This is a genomic window from Actinoplanes sp. CA-030573 (assembly GCF_050951115.1).
Lineage (GTDB): Bacteria > Actinomycetota > Actinomycetes > Mycobacteriales > Micromonosporaceae > Actinoplanes.
This window is the reverse complement of sequence record NZ_CP192038.1, coordinates 7039925-7056815: the sequence shown is the minus strand read 5'-3', so window position 1 is coordinate 7056815 and position 16891 is coordinate 7039925. Positions and strand designations below refer to the sequence as shown.

Here is a 16891-nt window from a genome sequence, read left to right as displayed (position 1 = left end):
CACGCCGATGGCGGCAGTGCCGAACCAAGAAACGGCGGCGCCGATCAGACGAGAGGCGGGTGGTTACCGCTGGAGCAGCCGGGTGCTCCAGCTGGCGAGAAGCCGCAGGGCTTCGGCGTCCGGGGTGTGCGGAGCGGCGCAGTAGGAGGTCATGGTCAGGCCTGGATCCGCAGCCAGGGTCATGACCTCGTAGGTGAGGGTGATGTCACCGACGATCGGGTGATGCAGGGTCTTGGGGCCGGTGCGGTGCTCGCGGACGTTGTGTTCGGCCCAGCGGATCCGGAAGTCGTCGCTCTGCACGGCGAGGTCGCCGACGAGGGCGGACAGCTGTTTGTCGTACGGATGGTCGGTGGCCGCCACCCGCAGGATGGCGACCATCTGGTCGGCGGACTGCTCCCATTGCGGGTAGAACCGCTGGGCGGCGGGGTCGAGGAACATGAACCGGGCGCCGTTGACCGCCGGCGGCCGCTCGGTCATGGTGCTCGGATCGTCGATGCCCCACATCGGCGAGAACAGGGCGTAGCCCAGCCGGTTGGCGCCGATGATGTCCGCCCGATGGTTGCCGACCACCACGGGAGCATCGGTGATCGCGTCCAGGAACAGCTGCACGCTCGGGCGTAGCTGCTGCGCGACCGGCCGGGGTACACGCTGTGGCCGGGTGCCGGCCCCGGCGTGAGCGAGGGTGAACAGGTGCCGGCGTTCGGCGTCGTCGAGTTGCAACGCGCGGGCGATGGCTTCCAGGACGCTGTCGGAGGCCCCGGACGCGTCGCCGCGTTCCAGCCGAACGTAGTAGCTAATCGACACCCCGGCCAGCGAGGCCAGTTCCTCTCGGCGCAGACCGGGCACCCGCCGGGATGCGTTCATCCGCGGCAGGCCCGCTTGTTCCGGCGTGATCCGGGCGCGCCGGGTCATCAGAAACTCGCGCAGCTGCTGTCGGGCGTCGTCCATAACCCGAGCATAGGAGCGGTCACGACCCGCAGGCAGCCTCTGCCAGTGACCCCCTTGACCGGGGCTCCCACCGTGGCGGCGCCCGTGCTGGACTCAGAAACACGCCCACCCCGACACCGACTATCCACATGCACGGGAGAACGAGGCCGATGAGCGACATCGACAACACCGCGACCGGCGGTCCCACCGGCAGCAGCCGGCGCCGCCTGCTGGCCGGCGCCGCGGGCCTGGCCGCCGCGTCCGCCGTGGGCGGATGGGCCGTCTCGTCGGCCCAAGCGCAAGCCGACCCGCGACGCAACACCACGGCCGGCGGTAGCCGCCGGGTAACCGATGCCGTCACCCAGCGCGGACAACGGCGGCTCGGCACCCTGAAGGTCTCCAGCCTCGGAATGGGCACCCAGACGCTGCCCGGCACCCTCTACGGCCCGGTCACCAGCCGCAACGACATGGTCACCCTCATCCGGACCGCCGTCGACCAGGGCGTGACCTCCTTCGACACCGCCGAAGCCTACGGCCCGTTCGAAGCCGAGAGCATCCTCGGCGACAGCCTGCGCGGCGTCCGTGACAAGGTGACCATCACGTCCAAGTTCGGCTACGACATCGACCCGGCCACCGGGACGTTCGGCCCTGCCGTGTTGAACAGCCGGCCCGCGCACATCCGCGCCGCCGTCGACGGCATGCTCAAACGGCTGCGCACCGACCGCATCGACCTGCTCCTGCAACACCGGGTCGACCCGGCCGTGCCCATCGAGGACGTCGCCGGCACGGTCAAAGACCTGATCCGCCAGGGCAAGGTCCTGCACTGGGGCCTGTCCGAGCCGGGCCTGAACACCATCCGCCGCGCCCACGCCGTTCAACCGCTGACCGCGATCGAGAACGAATACTCGATGATCTGGCGAGGCCCGAAGACCAGTGTCCTGCCGCTGTGTGACGAGCTGGGCATCGGCTTCATACCGTTCAGCCCGCTCGGCGCCGGATTCACCACCGGAACCATCAGCCCCTACACCCGCTTCACCGCCGGTGACTTCCGCACCCAGGTACCCCGCAACAGCGCCGCCAACATGGCCGCGAACATGCCGCTGGTCCAGCTGCTGCAGGACTGGGCCGTCCGCAAGGGCGCCACCCCCACGCAGATCTCCCTCGCCTGGCTGATGGCCCAGCGCCCGTACATCGTCGCGATCCCCAGCACCACCCGGCTCTCGCATCTCATCGAGAACATCGGCACCGAACAGGTCACCTTCACCCCGACCGAGATCACCCAGCTCAACGCCGCCGTCGCCGCCATCACCATCCACGGCGCCCGGCTCCCGCAGGCCGCCCTCGACATGACCGGCGTCGAGGCACCCACCCGCTAAGCACCACCCGGCCGGCCCGGCGAGGCACACGCGCCGAGCCGGCCGGGTGAACGCTTCGCACGTCTTTCCGGTCGCCTAACCCGCCCACCTACTGTCACAGGAAGCACCCATGACCGACACCGCCGCACCGTCCACGGCACCCGCCATAGATCCCCGCCGCTGGCAGGCGCTCGCATTCATCTCGATCGCCCAGCTGATGGTCATCCTCGATGGCACCATCGTCAACATCGCCCTGCCCCGGATGCAGGCCGACATGGGCTTCTCCGACGGCACCCGGCAGTGGGTCATCACCGCCTACAGCCTCACCTTCGGCGGGCTGCTCCTACTCGGCGGCCGCCTGGGCGACCTCTGGGGCCGCAAACGCATCTTCCTCACCGGCCTCGTCGGTTTCGCCCTCGCATCCGCCCTCGGCGGCATCGCCGTCACCACCGGCATGCTGCTCACCGCCCGCGCACTGCAAGGCGTCTTCGGCGCCATCCTCGCCCCCGCCGCCCTGTCCCTGGTCGCGACCGCGTTCACCACCGGCCGTGAACGGGCCAAGGCCTTCGGGATCTTCAGCGCCATCGCCATGGCCGGCAACGCCACCGGCCTGCTGCTCGGTGGCGTGCTCACCGAGTACGTCGACTGGCGCTGGTGCCTGCTGATCAACATTGTGTTCGCCGCTGTTGCTGTGGCGGTGCGATCCCGTCGATCCACGACGTCGCCGCACCCACCCGCCACCGGCTCGACATCCCCGGAACCCTGCTCGGCAGCGGCGGAATCCTAGCGCTGGTCTACGCCTTCGCCCACGCCGAGCAAACCGGCTGGGCCTCACCCGTCACCATCGGCGCGTTCGTGGCCGCAGCCATCCCGCTGGCTGTGTTCGTGCTCGTGCAGTCCCGGGTGCCAGCACCGTTGCTGCCGCTACGGATCGTCACCGACCGCAACCGCGCCGGGATCTACCTCGGCGTCGCCCTGCTCATGATCGCGATTTTCGGCCAGTTCCTGTTCCTGGCCTACTACTTCCAGCAGATCAAGGGCTGGTCACCACTGACCAGCGGACTGGCATTCCTGCCGCTGACCGTCGCCCTAGCGATCGGATCCACTCAGATCGGCGCACGCCTGGTCACCCGGCTCCCGGCCAGGGCACTGCTCGTACCCGGCTATCTCAGTGCCGCCGCCGCCATGCTTCTACTCGCCCAGCTGTCCACCAGCTCCTCGTACACGACGCTGATCGTGCCCGCGCAACTGCTCCTCGGCCTGGGCATGGGCACCGCATTCACCGCCGCGATGAACGTCGCCACCGCCGGCGTCCAGCCGCAAGACGCCGGGATCGCCTCGGCCCTGCTCAACACCTCACAACAGGTAGGCGGCGCCATCGGCACCGCGCTGATGAACACCGTCGCCGCCGGTGCCACCGCAACCTGGCTCACCCGCAGCACCGCACAACAAGCCGCCGTCCACGGCTACGCCACCGCCTTCGCGCTCGCCTCAGCCTGCGCCCTGGCAGCCGCGATCATCGTCCTCATCTGCGTGAACGTCCGCCCCCAGCGGCCGCACGACAGCGCACCGGCCGGCGGACGGTCCACCCCGGTCGCCACCCACTGACAACGCCCCAGCCGAAGCAGTACCGCCGGTCGCGCCTGGGCTGGCCACCGGGCACACGGCGCGCCGAGCGGCGATCCGGAATCCCCGTCCGAGGCGATTCTGACTCTTGTAATATCTATCTTTGTCCGCCAGTGACAGATAGCTCTGTCGACTCGGACGTCACGATGGATTAGGGGCTTTTTGGGCCTTGCCCTGGTGACGGGCCCGAGGGTTTGCCAGGCTTTGCCAGGAAGGACGACGCCGGGGCGCCGGGGGTTGGTCCGGCAGGAGACTCTGTGTAACTCGGGATTAGGCCGCTGGCGTCCCACGCGCGATCGCGCCAACCGGCAACCGAAGGCTTGACTACGCGGCAGGCGCCCGAGTTGCTCGACTGGCCGGCTTCCGACCTCGCGCATGGCGGACGTCGCGGCTCTGTGAGGTCGGTCCGGACGGCGTTTCTAGTACCGAACGGGCGACCTGCGCGCCATCTGTCGCCGCGGCTCTGGGCTGCTGGCAGTGTCTGGCGCTATCACCTATACTGAATCACATGATCCGATCATGATTCAGCCTGAAGGAGGGGTCATGACCACAACCAATATCGGCGCGCTGATCGACGAAGCTCTGAGGGCAGCCGGCCTGAGCCAGCGATCCTTGTCCGAGGCCACCGGCATCTCCCAATCCACGCTGTCGCGCATCATCTCCGGTGATCGTGCGGCAAAGCTGCCCGAGCTCATGGCGATCGCCCAGGCGACCGGCTACACCGTCGCGCAGCTGACCGGTAGCGGCACCGTCGCCGACCGGGTCCAGTATGCGGCCCGCGCCACCAACGGCGCCGACATGGAAAGCATGCGCAAGACGCTGCTGCACTACATACAACTCAGCGACTACTTAGACGAGCAGGCCATCCCTGCCACGACGTGACGGCGGTAGTAACCCTCATGAGCTCTGAAGCCGAAGGCCGAGCCGCCGCCGATCAGTTCCGCAACGAGCATCGCCTGGGCCGCCAGCCTCTGGGCGATCTCGTTGCGCTGATCGAACAAGCAACCGGCATCGACGTGTCCGTCCTCGACGCCGGGCCCGACGAACACGGCCTGACCATGCGCGACCCCACGCGTGGCACCGTGTTCATCGGCGTTGCCCGCACGCGACGGCCGATGCGCCAGCGCAGCACCCTGGCCCACGAACTCGCGCACGCGTTGTTCGAGGACTGGACCGACACCAGTCCTCCCGGCTCGACCGTACGGCCCCCCGCCGAAGTCCGAGCCGATGCCTTCGCCCGGCACCTGCTGGTGCCGCTGCTCGGGCTACGCGACTTCCTCGGCGCCGCCCGTGACGCCGACCTAGCGACGCTGTCGGCCGTCGTCCAATACTTCTTGGTGTCACCGGCGATCGCCGTGATCGCTATGGAACAAGCCGGCTACATCGACGCCGCTACCAAACAGTCGTGGATGAGCACGACAACCCCGCAACTCGCCGTCCGATACGGATGGAGCGACCAATACCACGCGCTACAAGCCGACGCGGACCAGCGCCGAGCCCCGCAGCGGCTACTGACCCGCGCCATCCACGCCTACACCGAGGGACTACTCGCCCCGCAAGCCATCGCCACCCTCCGCGGCGTCCCCGTCACCACCCTGGAACAAGAACTGTCCGAGGCCGGCATCGTCCCAGCTGAGGATGCCGTCGCCTGGACGCCTGTAGCCGACCTGCCTGACGCCGACGTCGATCTCGACGCTCTGGACGCTGACCTCGGTGGGCCTGGCGATGACCATGAAAGCTCATGGGGGCCATACACGTCATGACCCACCGGCCGATCATCGATGCAGGCCCGAGCCTGAACTTCCTGTCGACCAACCAGGAGCGGCTGCTTATCGGCGTCCTCGGGAAAATCAGCGTCCCCGAGACGGTGCAAGACGAAGTGCTTCGCAAATCCGCGCAGGACCCCCGCTTCAAAGCCGCCGCCACGGTCTGGAAGAAGCTGACCCCGACCTGGATCCAGATCCTCGCCGATGACCCCACCCCGCCACTGGTCAAGACCGTCGACCGCATCGGCGCAGCAACCCATGGCCCAACGCGTCAAAACCTCCAAAGACCTCGGCGAAACCATGGTGATCGCCCACGCCGTCGTGGCCGCGGAAACAGGTGCCCACGTCGTCGTCCTGATCGACGACGGCGCCGGATCCCGGCTCGCAACAACCGAAACCCGCAGACTCGACCGGCTGCGACGTACCGACACCACGATCGGCTCGATCCAGCTGATCAACACCCTGACCGTCCTGGAGAAAGCCGCCGGTGGAAAGCACCTGCCGGGAAAGGCCGAGATGCGCGCCCTGTACCAGCGGCTCCGCGGTCTCGACGACGCATTGCCCCCGATCGAAACGACCAGACTGCTCTCGACCTCGCTCTGGACACCGAGCAGCCGCCGGCCAAACCCTTGAAGGGCCCCGGCTGTGCAAAGCCGGGGGAACGAACCCGGGTCTTCGGCGAACGCCAGCAGATCGGGGCAATTCCAATCAAGGCTCCCGGACCGCTCGGACCCGGCGAACTTGGTGGCCAACGCACCAGACGCCGACCCGCCATACCTGATCCGTCCCCTTGATCGGAAGGTGACGACATTGTCGCGGTGACGACACCTCGGCGATCATCGATCGATGCTTATGATGTAACCGTAGGTGGACGGCACTACTACTGAAAGTAATTTCACTGTCGACGGTGAAGGTGGACGGCGTGGGCCTGCTCGATCGATTCGACAAAGACGCGGAATCCGTTTTCGCGGAAGTCATTGAACGCGCCGGGCGCCCAGTTCAGCTTCGTGATATCCGTGAGGTGATCGTCGAGGCAGGTGCCGATCCCATCACGGTTAACCGCCGATGGAAGTCTGCGCAGAAAAGGCTCGCCGAGCATCCGCAGATCGGCCGGCCGGACAAGACCCATTACGAATGGTCACCCGTCACGGTCACCTCAGGAAGAGCGCTGACCGAGCTGACCGACCTGGCCCTGAAGTCCAGCCGCAGCTGGATCGTGCAACCATATGTCAAGGCGATCAAGAATGTGCTGGCCGCCGCCGAGAACTCGGGGCCCAGAGCCAGGCCTGACTGGACCGAGCAGAGCACACGGGAGAAGGTCACGCTGCTGGCCGACGTGGTTGCAGGCGCCGACCAGCTCGCTGCCGAGGACCAGAAGGCCCCCGAGATCGTGGCATGGCTGATGCGTGAGGCCCAAGACAATCGGCTGGACGTAATCGGTCCCGTTGGTGCCGCCGTAGATTTCGCGGCCGAACGGCACGAAGGGAACGCCCGCGCCGGAGAACGCGTCAGAATCAGGCGTTGCGGATTCATCTGGACCGGAACAGGCAAACCCATCATCGTTCTCAAGGCGCTGGCCGAACCGGTTTCCTGAGTACGCTGGGGGTCGTCATGGCCGGATCGCCAGATCCGAAGGAGATTGTGCGCGCCCGATCCGCAACGGTGCGCATACTCTTCGAGGGAAACGCCTACAGCCTCGGCTATTTCCAGCGCCGCTACGCCTGGGAAAAACTCCAAGTCGAAAAACTGATGCTCGACCTAATCAAAAAATTCGAACGAGAGTGGCGGCCGAACCACCAGGTCGCCGACGCGATGACCTACGAGCCCTACTTTCTCGGCTCGGTCATCACCTATCGCCGCGCCGAGGAGAAATACCTCGCCGACGGCCAGCAGCGGGTGGTCACCCTTCTCCTTCTGCTAATTCGGCTCTACCATCTGACGTCATCGCGTGAGGACACCAGGGATCAGAGCGCTCGCCTGCTGACGCTGATCCTCGGCATCGACCCCGTCCGGCGACAGTTCACCATCACCGACATCGGCTACCGCGACTGCTTCAACGACCTGCTCAACGGGCAGGCTTTCGGCGCGTACGGCGAGCCAGACGTCGTCCGGGTATTCCAGGCCTACCAAGACGTCACTCAGTTCTGCCTGCAAAACTTGCCAGGCGAGGCGCTACCAAACTTCGTCACCTGGCTACTCGAACGAGTATCGCTTGTCGAACTCGACGCCGGCGACCCCGACCGCGCACTCGAAATGTTCGTGGCGATGAACGACCGCGGCGTCCGGCTCACCCCACTCGACCTGCTGAAACAATACCTACTCAGCGATGCGCGACCCGATCCACGCGTGCACGACGCCGGCTGGCAGTCCATGCAAGCCGCGCTCGACGCGGTGGCGAAGGACGCGACGCTCGACTTCGTGCGTAGCGTGCTGAGGGCACACTACTTCCACCTGCACCCCGACGACGGTGACGGCATCACCCTCGACGAGGCACCGCACGAATGGCTGGTGCGGCACGAAGAAGCGATCTGGCCACGCTACAAGACAGGCGACCACGCCAAACTCTTCACCCAGGAACTCCAGCCGCTCTACCCGTTCTACGCCGATCTGCTGCGCTGGGCCGCCGCACCGGTCGAAGGCCATCTCGGCACCTGGTTTAACACCTCCAACGGCATCATCCGGCAGTTCGACCTCACCATGGCCGCCATACGCTCCAGCGACAACGAGGACGACATGCACCGCAAGGCCACCCTCGTCGCCAACTTCCTCGACCTGTTCGTCGTCACCCGCGGCCTAGTCGCTGAAAACTACGGACAGGCCGAAATCGACGAACTGGTCAACGAACTGCGGCCGGCGGTACGTGAATCCCGGACGGTGCACGACCTCGCCATCGCCCTGGGAAAGACCGCAGCCAACTGGTACCCGAATTTCAGCGGCGTGCTGACCCTGCGCTACCGCGAGCGCGGCAACCGGCCTTTCGTCGTCTACTTTCTCGCCCGGCTGACCGCCTGGATGGAATCACGCACAGGCCGCGGCGACCGCGCCGTGCATATGCTCAACCATATCGACGGCCGCGGCCACGAGGTCGAACACCTCTTCACGAGCAGGCACGCCGAATACCGCAACGTAATCCCAGACAGCGACGCCTACTCCCGCCAGCGCAGCCGCCTGGGCGCCCTGGTTCTGCTGGAAGGCTCAGACAACGCGAGCCTGGGCGCCCTAAGACTGGCCGACAAACTCGGCGCATACCGCAGCCACTACATGCTGGCCGGCTCGCTGCACCCCGACAGCTACGGGCGAGGTGAGGTACGGTTCCGCCGGTTCCGCGAGGACGAGAAACTCGATTTCCAAGCCTACGATGAAACGATACCAATCCCCGCGTTCGTGCAATCCCGCAGCCAGTTGTTCAAAGCCATGGCCGAGAAAATCTGGGCGGCGGACCGGCTCGGCCTGATCCTTCCGACACAACCGGTCGCCACACCAAGACCCAGGCAACGGAAAAGGTCACTGGTCACCCTCGTCGAACTTATCCGAGAAGGAATGCTCGCGCCCGACACTGGCCTGATCGGCACGCGCAACCGAAAAATGTTCCGCGCGACGCTACTAGGTGACGGCAGAATCCGTACCGCGAGCGACGAACCTTTCCCTTCCCCTACCGCCGCAGCTGAAGCGGTACTGGACGGAAAATCTGCGAACGGCTGGACCTTCTGGCGCATCGGCGAGGGAAAGGAAACCCTCGCCGAGGTGCGAACGAGATATGAACACCGCCGCTGACACAAAGAAAAAATAATCCCCGATACGGGCAACCGGGACCATCCTGTTCCAATGAGCCACCACCGTACGCAGATAGCTGGCCCTGGTCCTTGCGGATCCGCCAAATACGCCTCCCGGATCAAATCGACCTACGACCCGGCAGACCCCACCCCCTCCGTCGCGATGGCCACCCTCGGCGTCGAGGCCGTCGGCGGCCTCTGGGACAGCCGTCCCCTCGAGCGACGGCCCGCCGTCCGTACCTTCACCAGCGAGCCATGTCCGAGCCGATGTACCTAGCCGGCCGCGTCCGCGCCACCACGACCCTTTGCTCGGACGCTGGCGCCGACTTCTTCCTGCGACTCCTGGACGTCCACGAAGACGGCCAGCTACGCACCTTGGTCGACGGCTTCCCGCGCATCACCGAACCGGCCCTCGCCGACGGCTTACCCGTGCAGATCGACCTCGGCCCGGCCGGCCACCGCTTCGCCCCGAGGCGCGGGCCTACGCGGTGAATGAAACGTCGCAGCATCACCACTTCCACGCCCGCCTCCATACATTCAGTGATCGCGTGTGTACGCGATGCCTGTTAAGCTGCCAACCGCATAGATGCGGATCTATCGATGCGGGGGTAGCGGTGCGTGGAACTCGGTCGGCTCTTAGAGGCAGGGCCATAGCCGTTCTGATGGCGATCGCCGTAACACTGGGCCAAGCTTTCTCTGGCGCGGGACCAGCGGTTGCGGCGCCGTCCCAAGGGGTCAACGCGATCCCGTTCTACTCGTCGATCATGTCGGCCGGTGCATCGGTCGACGCAGACTCGGCACAACGGGACAGCCCTCCTGCTCGGCACATCGCCGTTGCGGGCCAGACGATTGGTGTAGAAGCTGGGCTTGTCAACGAGACCGGCAGCGAGCAGACCGTCGATGTCACTATGGCCCTGTGGTGCTGGACCGCAGCGTCGGCGCAGCGGGAGGTCAGCACGCCGGCCGTCGCAGTGACGGTGCCGGGGGATCCCGGCCTGATCAAGGGCGCGACAGTCCTGCGCCGAGTACGGGGCACGGTGCAGATTCCGGCGGACTGCGTCCATCAGAAGATCTTCGAGCAGCTCAGTCTGCCGGACGGGTTCACCTCGGTCACCACGACGCAGAACGGCCAGGGCTCGGCGTCAGACAACCAGTTCATGCTCGCCGGCCAGCTCCCCGGGCCAGGTTTACCGACAGCGGCCGACGGCGCGCTGGTCACGTTGTATCGGGCGGTCGATGCACAGGAGTTCGATGCGATTGCTGGTAACGGCGGCCGGTACGCGTTGGGGCCTGGCCAGATCGGGAAATACTTCTATCCGACGCGGGAGCAGGCGCAGAGCCTCGCGCAGAAGTATGAGCAGGCCGGCTACGGCGACTATGTCGTCACGAGTTCGCAGGTCGACGAAGGGCTTCTGGCCAGTGGGGCCGACAGCATCACGGTGGCCGGTGAGGGGGACGCATACTTCCTACTGGAAGAGGCGGTCTTGGGCTTGGGTGAGGTAGCGATCCTGTGAGCGAAGTGTTGCACGCGCACGCGGAGTTCTTCGCCGCAGCGATGACTGGCGGAGCGATGCCGAATCCGTCGCGGTCGTTCGTCATCGGCGACCCGGCCGTCGACACGCTAGTGTATGGCTGCGTCCTGGACCTGCTCGGTGCTAAGAGCATCGAACCTGGTTCCTCAGGTGAGGTTTCGATTCGTCTGATCCCCGGGCAGGCGTTGCCATCGCTGGATCGAACGTGGCCGCTATGGAGCGGCCGTGTCCTTGGCGAGCTTTCCGACCTGCGCCGGGTGGCCAGCTAGCGCCGCCCGCCGCTCACCCGCAACTTCTTCAGGGTGATTTACCACCCCTCTCTTTTCAACCACTTCGCCGTAATCGAAGCGTACGAAAACCTCCTCCGGAAACTTGACAGCTACACGTCGACGACCGAGATGCGTCACGCATTGCGCTACGAGTGGGGACCGGCGAGACGCAAACGCGGAATGCCGACTCGCGCTTTTGTAATCTTGACAGGATCAAACGACAAATACGCGCTGTGCCTTACGCGCGAATCGCAGACTGCGCCGGATTCAGCGACGTCGACTTGCAAGCCGCAGCCGCTAGCGGCCAGCCGCCTTACCGAATACAAAACTGACTGCGCCGGGATTCGCAACGAAAAGAAGGTGAAAGAGGGTCGGCAGCTATTGTCGATTTCGGCTTTCGAGAGGTTCGGACTGGAAGCAACAAAAAAAATCAAAAAGATGCGCGCATAGCTTTCGCCACGGCGCATTCCTCTAAAGTGAGACGGACGACGCAGTGCTTCTCGTTAGCAAAGCACCGCAAGGTCGTGCGGTTGCCCCAAAGGCGAAGTCGCGTGGCGGAAGCCTTTCAAGCATCTCATGTCTACCTGCGAAGCCAAGTGAATCATCCACGTGGCGATGTTTCGCGCTCCCCAGCACCTGATGATCCTCACCCCGCCAGGGTTCGATGCGACTTGGTGCGAACCGACCTCATCGGCTGCTATTCTGTAAAAAGTTGAGGCCCTGGAGCCGCTATGAGAGCTTCCGGTGCGGAGCGAGGGTGGGCCTCTCATATGCTGTCAAGTGCGCACCTAGAGCGCCGGCCCCGCGCGGTTTTGAATCGTTCAGGCGTCAGAAAGTCATGCGACCTCGTTCACGAAGGCGCGAAAGCATCAGGCCAATGGTCCGTACTGAATGGTGGCGATCCCATTTGATCGACCGTGGTCACGGACCTGGTCACGGCGTTGGTCGAAGTCTCTAGGATTGGTTGAAATCGGACGGCGTCACCATGGCGTTCTGTCCGGTTCTGCGTATAAAACGACACCACTTAGAAGGGCTTAATCAAATCGTTATCGGACTGGGGGTCAAGGGGTCGCAGGTTCAAATCCTGTCAGCCCGACCAGAAAACCGCAGGTCAGGGCCGGTATCGCGGAGACGCGGACCGGCCTTCTCCGTTCTTCGGCCTTCTTGGCCACGTTTCCTGTGCCGCAGTTCCTCGGATACCACACGGCCAGCGGCACGCCTTGATCAATCATGATGGTCGGGGCGGTGTGCTGCGGGTCGTGCACCCGGGTCACGGGCAGCCCGGCGTCGGCGGTGAGCTGGCGCAGGTGGTCGAGCACTTACCGCGGTTGCATGAGTTGCCTGTCCCCTCTGCGTGTGACGCTCCTCCTTGTCGGCCGGTCCAAAAGTGGTCGTCAGGCATCACCTCGACGTTCATTCGACGAGTTAGCAATCTGTCCCGGCGCAGCCAGGCCGCACCTCGCGGGGAGCCGGATTACTTGACGCGGGTCACGGGGATCAGCGATGACGACGATTCTCTGATTCACCCGGCAACGCTTGGCGATGGTCCGCTGCTGATGTTCCGACGCCACATAGATGACCACGTCGGCCAATCAACTCGGCCGTCTCCCCCGTGATCCGGGATGCGACTGGGCGGATCGCCGCTACGATTCGAGCCTTCGTTGAGGATCGATACACCCATCGCATAGTCCGGGTCACCATCCAACGGCCACGCCCTCGATCCGGTCCGATCATCGCAGCTGTCGGCCCGGCGCTGGCCGCCGCAAGAGGAAGCGTCGTTCGGACCCGGCCAACTAGGGTCCTCTCTAGCCAGCGGCGACGTCGGGTAGCGGGCCGGCCAAGCACGACGACACGGGCATTGCGGGCACCGCCACCGAGCCGTCCTTGTCACTGACGGTGTCGTTCACGACATCCCCGGCATGCCTGTTGATCATTATTGCGTTGCCGAGCTCATGAACACGGCTCGCCGCGCGCATGAGGCGATCGACTCGCCGGTCGTAAAACGGCCCGGAGACGTGCGAGCGCGCCAGCTCGACCACGCCAAGTGGCGCCAACTCCAGTCGCCGCCTCCCCGGCCGGTTTGGTAGGCGGAGGCCACGGAGATCGTCCCGCCCCCCGGGTCACGCTTGGTCAGCACCTCGTGTGACGGCTGTCCCGGATGCGCGGCGCCGGAGTGATAATGGCGGGATGCAAGACAGGTCGGTCACGACAACTCAAAATTTCGGCGTTATCGTGACCGGAGACCACAATGTCATCGCGTCGTTCGGCAGCGTGCAGGAAGAAGTGTCGCCACCGCAAGACCTGTCAGCCTGCCGGAGGATGCTTTTCGGCATGTCGGCACGACCGGCGCGAGGCCCTTCCCTGTTCCATTGGCTCGCCCCGGATGCTGGAATCGTCAGTGTCCAGCCTCGACCGGAGGTCGCCGAGCTCACGTCGTGGGCGCACGCGCCGCTGGCCCCCTTTGTCAGGCTAGTCACGGGCGAGGGAGGGCAGGGCAAGACTACGTTGGCGCGTTCCGTGTCGGAGGTGCTCGCCGAATCGGAGTGGATCTCCGGTCAACTTGATCTTCCGCCCGCGACGCTTCAGGCACGGGAAAACAGCCTGGGCCGCATCGACGCGCTTCACCATTGGCTCAAGCGTTGGGCCGAGATCAACGCCGCCTTGCTGTTCCTCTCGACGCACGAGTCTCACAATGCATTGCTGGTCGTGGACTATGCCGAGGAGCAGGCCGACGCCGTCGCGAAGCTTCTGACAGCGATCGTCGCCTCGAACGACGGACTCCTCGTCGGGCGGGTCAAACTGCTCCTGCTCGCCCGTACCGAAGGCGATTGGTGGGCGACTGTGGCACGTGATCACCCGTACCATCGGTGGGTAGATCCCGAACCGACGCGGCTGAAGTCTTTGACGGCCGCCCTCGACGCCGATCGGATGAACAAGGTCTGGTTCGATGCGGTGCGACAGTTCTACCGCAAGGCGACGGCAATGGAAGGACCAGCACCGTCGAGCGTGGAAGACGCTCCTCCGCCCCGCCAAGCGAGCGAGGCGACAACGCTGGACTTCTACGCGCAAGCCTTGCTGGTCGCTCTCTCCATGACCCGCGGGGCGGAGCCTGGTGAATTCTCCGATGCACTAGCCGGGGTGTTGCTGCACGAGAAGCGCATGCTCAAGAAGCTGGCGATCGCCGAACATGTGGAGTGCGAGGAGGCTCAGCTGGACAGCGCGATGTCGTCGGCTTTCCTCTACCCGCCCAACGATATCGAGGAGGCCGCGGCTATCCTCGTCCGGAATCCGGCCTTCCGGCAGCTTCCCTTCGCCACGATTCAAAAAATTTGCACCCTCCTCAGCGCAATCTACCCGGACCCCGCCGGCGACCTCTACTGGAGGGCGCCGACACCCGACCGGCTCCCGGACACGCACTTGCTGCGAGCCCTGGACCGCGCGCCGAACGACAGCAGCGCGATCGAGCCTTTCGTGCAGCTGCTGGAGCCAACCAACGCCGCCAGCGGAGGCTTTACGGCGGGGCGGATCTTCGTCGTGCTTACCAGGGCCATATCGACTCCCCGCGCCGCAAAGAACTACCCGCACGGTCTGCGCCGCCTCGAACAGCTGAGACTGCGGCTGATCGAACAATTTCCTCAGTACTACGTACGCGCCGCCATCGCCTTCGACCCCTTCCCGACCAGAGATGCAGTCCGCCTGGCGATCGAGGACGTCGACGGGGAAGAGCTCGAGTACATCGACGCGGTGCTGGGCGCCGTCGGCTTCAGCAGCAGCCGGGCGGACATCGCCGTCGAGGTATCAAAACGGCTACTTGGGTCCGTGCCCACTCCGGACGAGGTCCGTGGCGAAGACGATCCGGCCACCGTCAGAGACAGCGCATACCGGACCGCCACGCACGCCAGCCGTCTTTCGGACGCCGGCCGGACGGCCGAGTCGGTGGAGGTGTACCGGTCCATACTCCCGCTGTATCGCCGGCTCAGCGAGAGCGGTGACGCCGAGGACGTGCGGAATTACAGCGTCGTGCTCACCAACCTGTGCAACTGCTACCTGACTCTGGGTGATTCGCGCCGGGCGTTGTCGGCGGCCGAAGAGGCGGTACACGTTCAACGAGGACTAGCTGACAACGCAGTTTCGACGCGGCTCGATCTGGCTACCGCCATGGTGAACCTGGGGCTGGCGCAGTCGGAATGCGGCCTCAACGATGAGTCGCTGGTCACCATGGAGGATGCGGTCAATGCGATCCTCGCGATATCCCAGCAAAGGAGCGATCTCACCGAGCGCGAGGAGGTGGAGGTCCGGGAGGGGCTCGGTAGTGCCCTGACCAACCTCGGAGTCACCCTGGCCCGAAAGGGCGAGATCCGGGCGGCGCTGGACGCGACCCGGCGCGCCGCGGCCTTGCGGGCCGGGCTTGCCGAGCAGAACTCTGAAAAGTACCTGCCCAGTCTCGGGGCGACAATGGCGAACATTCCGGAGTTGCTGAGCCGTCTCGGCCTCTATGAAGATGCCTTGGAGGTTTCGCGAAGCGTAGTCGAGATCAGACGAGAGTTGTATGAAGCGAATCCCAACAGCAATCGTGAGGATCTTGCCGATTCCCTCCGAGCGCTAGCAAACCTCCTGCGCGAATTCGGCGATATCGAGAACGCCGCCGACAGTTTGACGGAGGCGATCGGGCTCTATCAGACCATTTCCGAGGAGAATCCGTTCAAGCTCAGGGATCTCAGCGTCGCCCTCAGCAATCTCGGCACGATCCTCAAGGACGCCGGCCGGTTCGACGAAGCGCTCGAGGTCTCACAGCAGTCGGTCGAGTCGCTGGAGCAACTGCCAGCGGAGATCGCCGACCTCCAGGTGTTCAGTTTGGCTGCCGCTAGGGTGAATCTGGCCAATCTTTACGGCGAGATGGGCATGCACGAGGAAGCGATCGCGCTCTCCACCGAAGCCGTGGCGGCGCTGAGGCGTCTGGCTGCCGACCGCTCGATGGACCGGCGGGGTGATCTGGCGAAGGGTCTCGCCGCGCTCGGCGGCCACCACCTCCTCTCCGGGCAACCGTCATCCGCGATTGGGCCACTCCGCGAGTCCGCCCACATCTACGAGGTCCTTCATGGCGAGGACCCGGACAGTTGGTCGTCCAGCCTCGCCAACTCCTTGGATCTGTACGCGTCGGCGGTAGGCAAGGATGACCGCCTCGATGAGGCTCTACCGGTCATCAGAAGGTCCGTGGAGATTCGCGAACAACTGGCCGACGCGCATCCCGACGTTCATCGGATCGACCTTGTTCGTGGGCTGGTGAATCTCGGCAACGTGTTTCTGGATCTCGGGAACTCCGCCGAGGCGGCGCCGCCGCTGCGACGCGCGGTCCGAATTCTGCGTTCGCTACGGTCGGGGGGTTCGAACTTATATTCTCATGAGCTCGCCCTGGCTCTGTTTTCGCTGTCGCGAAGCGATAACTCCACCATTTCATCTTCGGCGGACGCGGAGGAAGCCCTCGAATTGTGGATCAATCTGGCGAACTCTTCGCCAGTGGTGTATGGGCGATGGGTGATCGCCGCGCTCCACCATCTGGAGTGGATCTACCGCCGCTCCGGCCGCGGCGACGAGGCCGACGCGGTGCAGCAGGTAATAGACTCTCTGCAGCACGGTTCCTGA

The 16891-nt window shown here is 65.1% G+C and carries 16 protein-coding genes; 13 read left to right on the top strand and 3 right to left on the bottom strand.

The window, feature by feature from the left end; translation table 11 throughout:
* Positions 1 to 63 precede the first annotated feature (63 nt).
* Positions 64 to 948 (bottom strand): helix-turn-helix transcriptional regulator, encoded by an 885-nt coding sequence (locus ACQP2F_RS32415; protein ID WP_433294171.1) that lies wholly within the window; start codon positions 946 to 948, stop codon positions 64 to 66.
* Between the two features lie 149 nt (positions 949 to 1097).
* On the opposite strand from ACQP2F_RS32415, the gene ACQP2F_RS32410 reads away from it, so the two are divergent.
* From ACQP2F_RS32410 to ACQP2F_RS32355, 12 genes are all read left to right on the top strand, one after another.
* Positions 1098 to 2303: an aldo/keto reductase gene (locus ACQP2F_RS32410; protein ID WP_433294169.1), complete on the top strand. Its 1206-nt coding sequence runs from the start codon at positions 1098 to 1100 to the stop codon at positions 2301 to 2303.
* Between the two features lie 109 nt (positions 2304 to 2412).
* Positions 2413 to 3069 (top strand): MFS transporter, encoded by a 657-nt coding sequence (locus ACQP2F_RS32405; protein WP_433294167.1) that lies wholly within the window; start codon positions 2413 to 2415, stop codon positions 3067 to 3069.
* A 68-nt stretch (positions 3070 to 3137) separates the two neighbouring features.
* Positions 3138 to 3890: an MFS transporter gene (locus ACQP2F_RS32400; protein ID WP_433294165.1), complete on the top strand. Its 753-nt coding sequence runs from the start codon at positions 3138 to 3140 to the stop codon at positions 3888 to 3890.
* 561 nt (positions 3891 to 4451) lie between these two features.
* Positions 4452 to 4790 carry a helix-turn-helix domain-containing protein gene (locus ACQP2F_RS32395; protein WP_433294164.1) on the top strand — a complete coding sequence of 113 codons (339 nt, stop codon included), beginning with the start codon at positions 4452 to 4454 and terminating at the stop codon, positions 4788 to 4790.
* A 17-nt stretch (positions 4791 to 4807) separates the two neighbouring features.
* On the top strand, positions 4808 to 5671 hold the full coding sequence (locus ACQP2F_RS32390; protein WP_433294162.1) for an ImmA/IrrE family metallo-endopeptidase: 864 nt from the start codon (positions 4808 to 4810) through the stop codon (positions 5669 to 5671).
* A gap of 261 nt (positions 5672 to 5932) precedes the next feature.
* Positions 5933 to 6307 (top strand): hypothetical protein, encoded by a 375-nt coding sequence (locus ACQP2F_RS32385; RefSeq protein ID WP_433294160.1) that lies wholly within the window; start codon positions 5933 to 5935, stop codon positions 6305 to 6307.
* 289 nt (positions 6308 to 6596) lie between these two features.
* Positions 6597 to 7268 carry a hypothetical protein gene (locus tag ACQP2F_RS32380; protein ID WP_433294158.1) on the top strand — a complete coding sequence of 224 codons (672 nt, stop codon included), beginning with the start codon at positions 6597 to 6599 and terminating at the stop codon, positions 7266 to 7268.
* Positions 7196 to 9448, top strand: a complete 2253-nt coding sequence (locus ACQP2F_RS32375) for a GmrSD restriction endonuclease domain-containing protein (RefSeq protein ID WP_433294156.1) — start codon at positions 7196 to 7198, stop codon at positions 9446 to 9448. Before ACQP2F_RS32380 ends, ACQP2F_RS32375 begins: the two co-directional genes overlap by 73 nt.
* Positions 9449 to 9702: 254 nt before the next feature.
* A complete protein-coding gene (locus ACQP2F_RS32370; RefSeq protein ID WP_433294154.1) occupies positions 9703 to 9939 on the top strand; it encodes a hypothetical protein in 237 nt (78 codons plus the stop codon).
* Between the two features lie 170 nt (positions 9940 to 10109).
* Positions 10110 to 10961 (top strand): hypothetical protein, encoded by an 852-nt coding sequence (locus tag ACQP2F_RS32365; protein ID WP_433294152.1) that lies wholly within the window; start codon positions 10110 to 10112, stop codon positions 10959 to 10961.
* A complete protein-coding gene (locus tag ACQP2F_RS32360) occupies positions 10958 to 11248 on the top strand; it encodes a hypothetical protein (protein WP_433294149.1) in 291 nt (96 codons plus the stop codon). Before ACQP2F_RS32365 ends, ACQP2F_RS32360 begins: the two co-directional genes overlap by 4 nt.
* A 33-nt stretch (positions 11249 to 11281) precedes the next feature.
* Complete coding sequence (locus tag ACQP2F_RS32355) at positions 11282 to 11698, top strand: hypothetical protein (protein WP_433294147.1); 417 nt, start codon at positions 11282 to 11284, stop codon at positions 11696 to 11698.
* 611 nt (positions 11699 to 12309) lie between these two features.
* Here ACQP2F_RS32355 and ACQP2F_RS32350 read toward each other — a convergent pair.
* Together ACQP2F_RS32350 and ACQP2F_RS32345 are read right to left on the bottom strand one after the other, a co-directional pair.
* A complete protein-coding gene (locus ACQP2F_RS32350; protein ID WP_433294145.1) occupies positions 12310 to 12567 on the bottom strand; it encodes a hypothetical protein in 258 nt (85 codons plus the stop codon).
* Positions 12568 to 13053: 486 nt separating this feature from the next.
* Entirely contained in the window at positions 13054 to 13287 is a 234-nt protein-coding gene (locus ACQP2F_RS32345) for a hypothetical protein (protein WP_433294143.1), read from the bottom strand.
* 148 nt (positions 13288 to 13435) lie between these two features.
* On the opposite strand from ACQP2F_RS32345, the gene ACQP2F_RS32340 reads away from it, so the two are divergent.
* Positions 13436 to 16891, top strand: coding sequence for a tetratricopeptide repeat protein (locus tag ACQP2F_RS32340; RefSeq protein ID WP_433294140.1), 3456 nt, complete (start codon positions 13436 to 13438; stop codon positions 16889 to 16891).

Coding starts and splice junctions, on each gene's coding strand:
- ACQP2F_RS32405 (WP_433294167.1), top strand. CDS start 2,413: ATGACCGACACCGCCGCACCGTCCACGGCACCCGCCATAGATCCCCGC.
- ACQP2F_RS32385 (WP_433294160.1), top strand. CDS start 5,933: ATGGCCCAACGCGTCAAAACCTCCAAAGACCTCGGCGAAACCATGGTG.
- ACQP2F_RS32395 (WP_433294164.1), top strand. CDS start 4,452: ATGACCACAACCAATATCGGCGCGCTGATCGACGAAGCTCTGAGGGCA.
- ACQP2F_RS32415 (WP_433294171.1), bottom strand. CDS start 948: ATGGACGACGCCCGACAGCAGCTGCGCGAGTTTCTGATGACCCGGCGC.
- ACQP2F_RS32390 (WP_433294162.1), top strand. CDS start 4,808: ATGAGCTCTGAAGCCGAAGGCCGAGCCGCCGCCGATCAGTTCCGCAAC.
- ACQP2F_RS32340 (WP_433294140.1), top strand. CDS start 13,436: ATGCAAGACAGGTCGGTCACGACAACTCAAAATTTCGGCGTTATCGTG.
- ACQP2F_RS32410 (WP_433294169.1), top strand. CDS start 1,098: ATGAGCGACATCGACAACACCGCGACCGGCGGTCCCACCGGCAGCAGC.
- ACQP2F_RS32370 (WP_433294154.1), top strand. CDS start 9,703: ATGTCCGAGCCGATGTACCTAGCCGGCCGCGTCCGCGCCACCACGACC.
- ACQP2F_RS32365 (WP_433294152.1), top strand. CDS start 10,110: ATGGCGATCGCCGTAACACTGGGCCAAGCTTTCTCTGGCGCGGGACCA.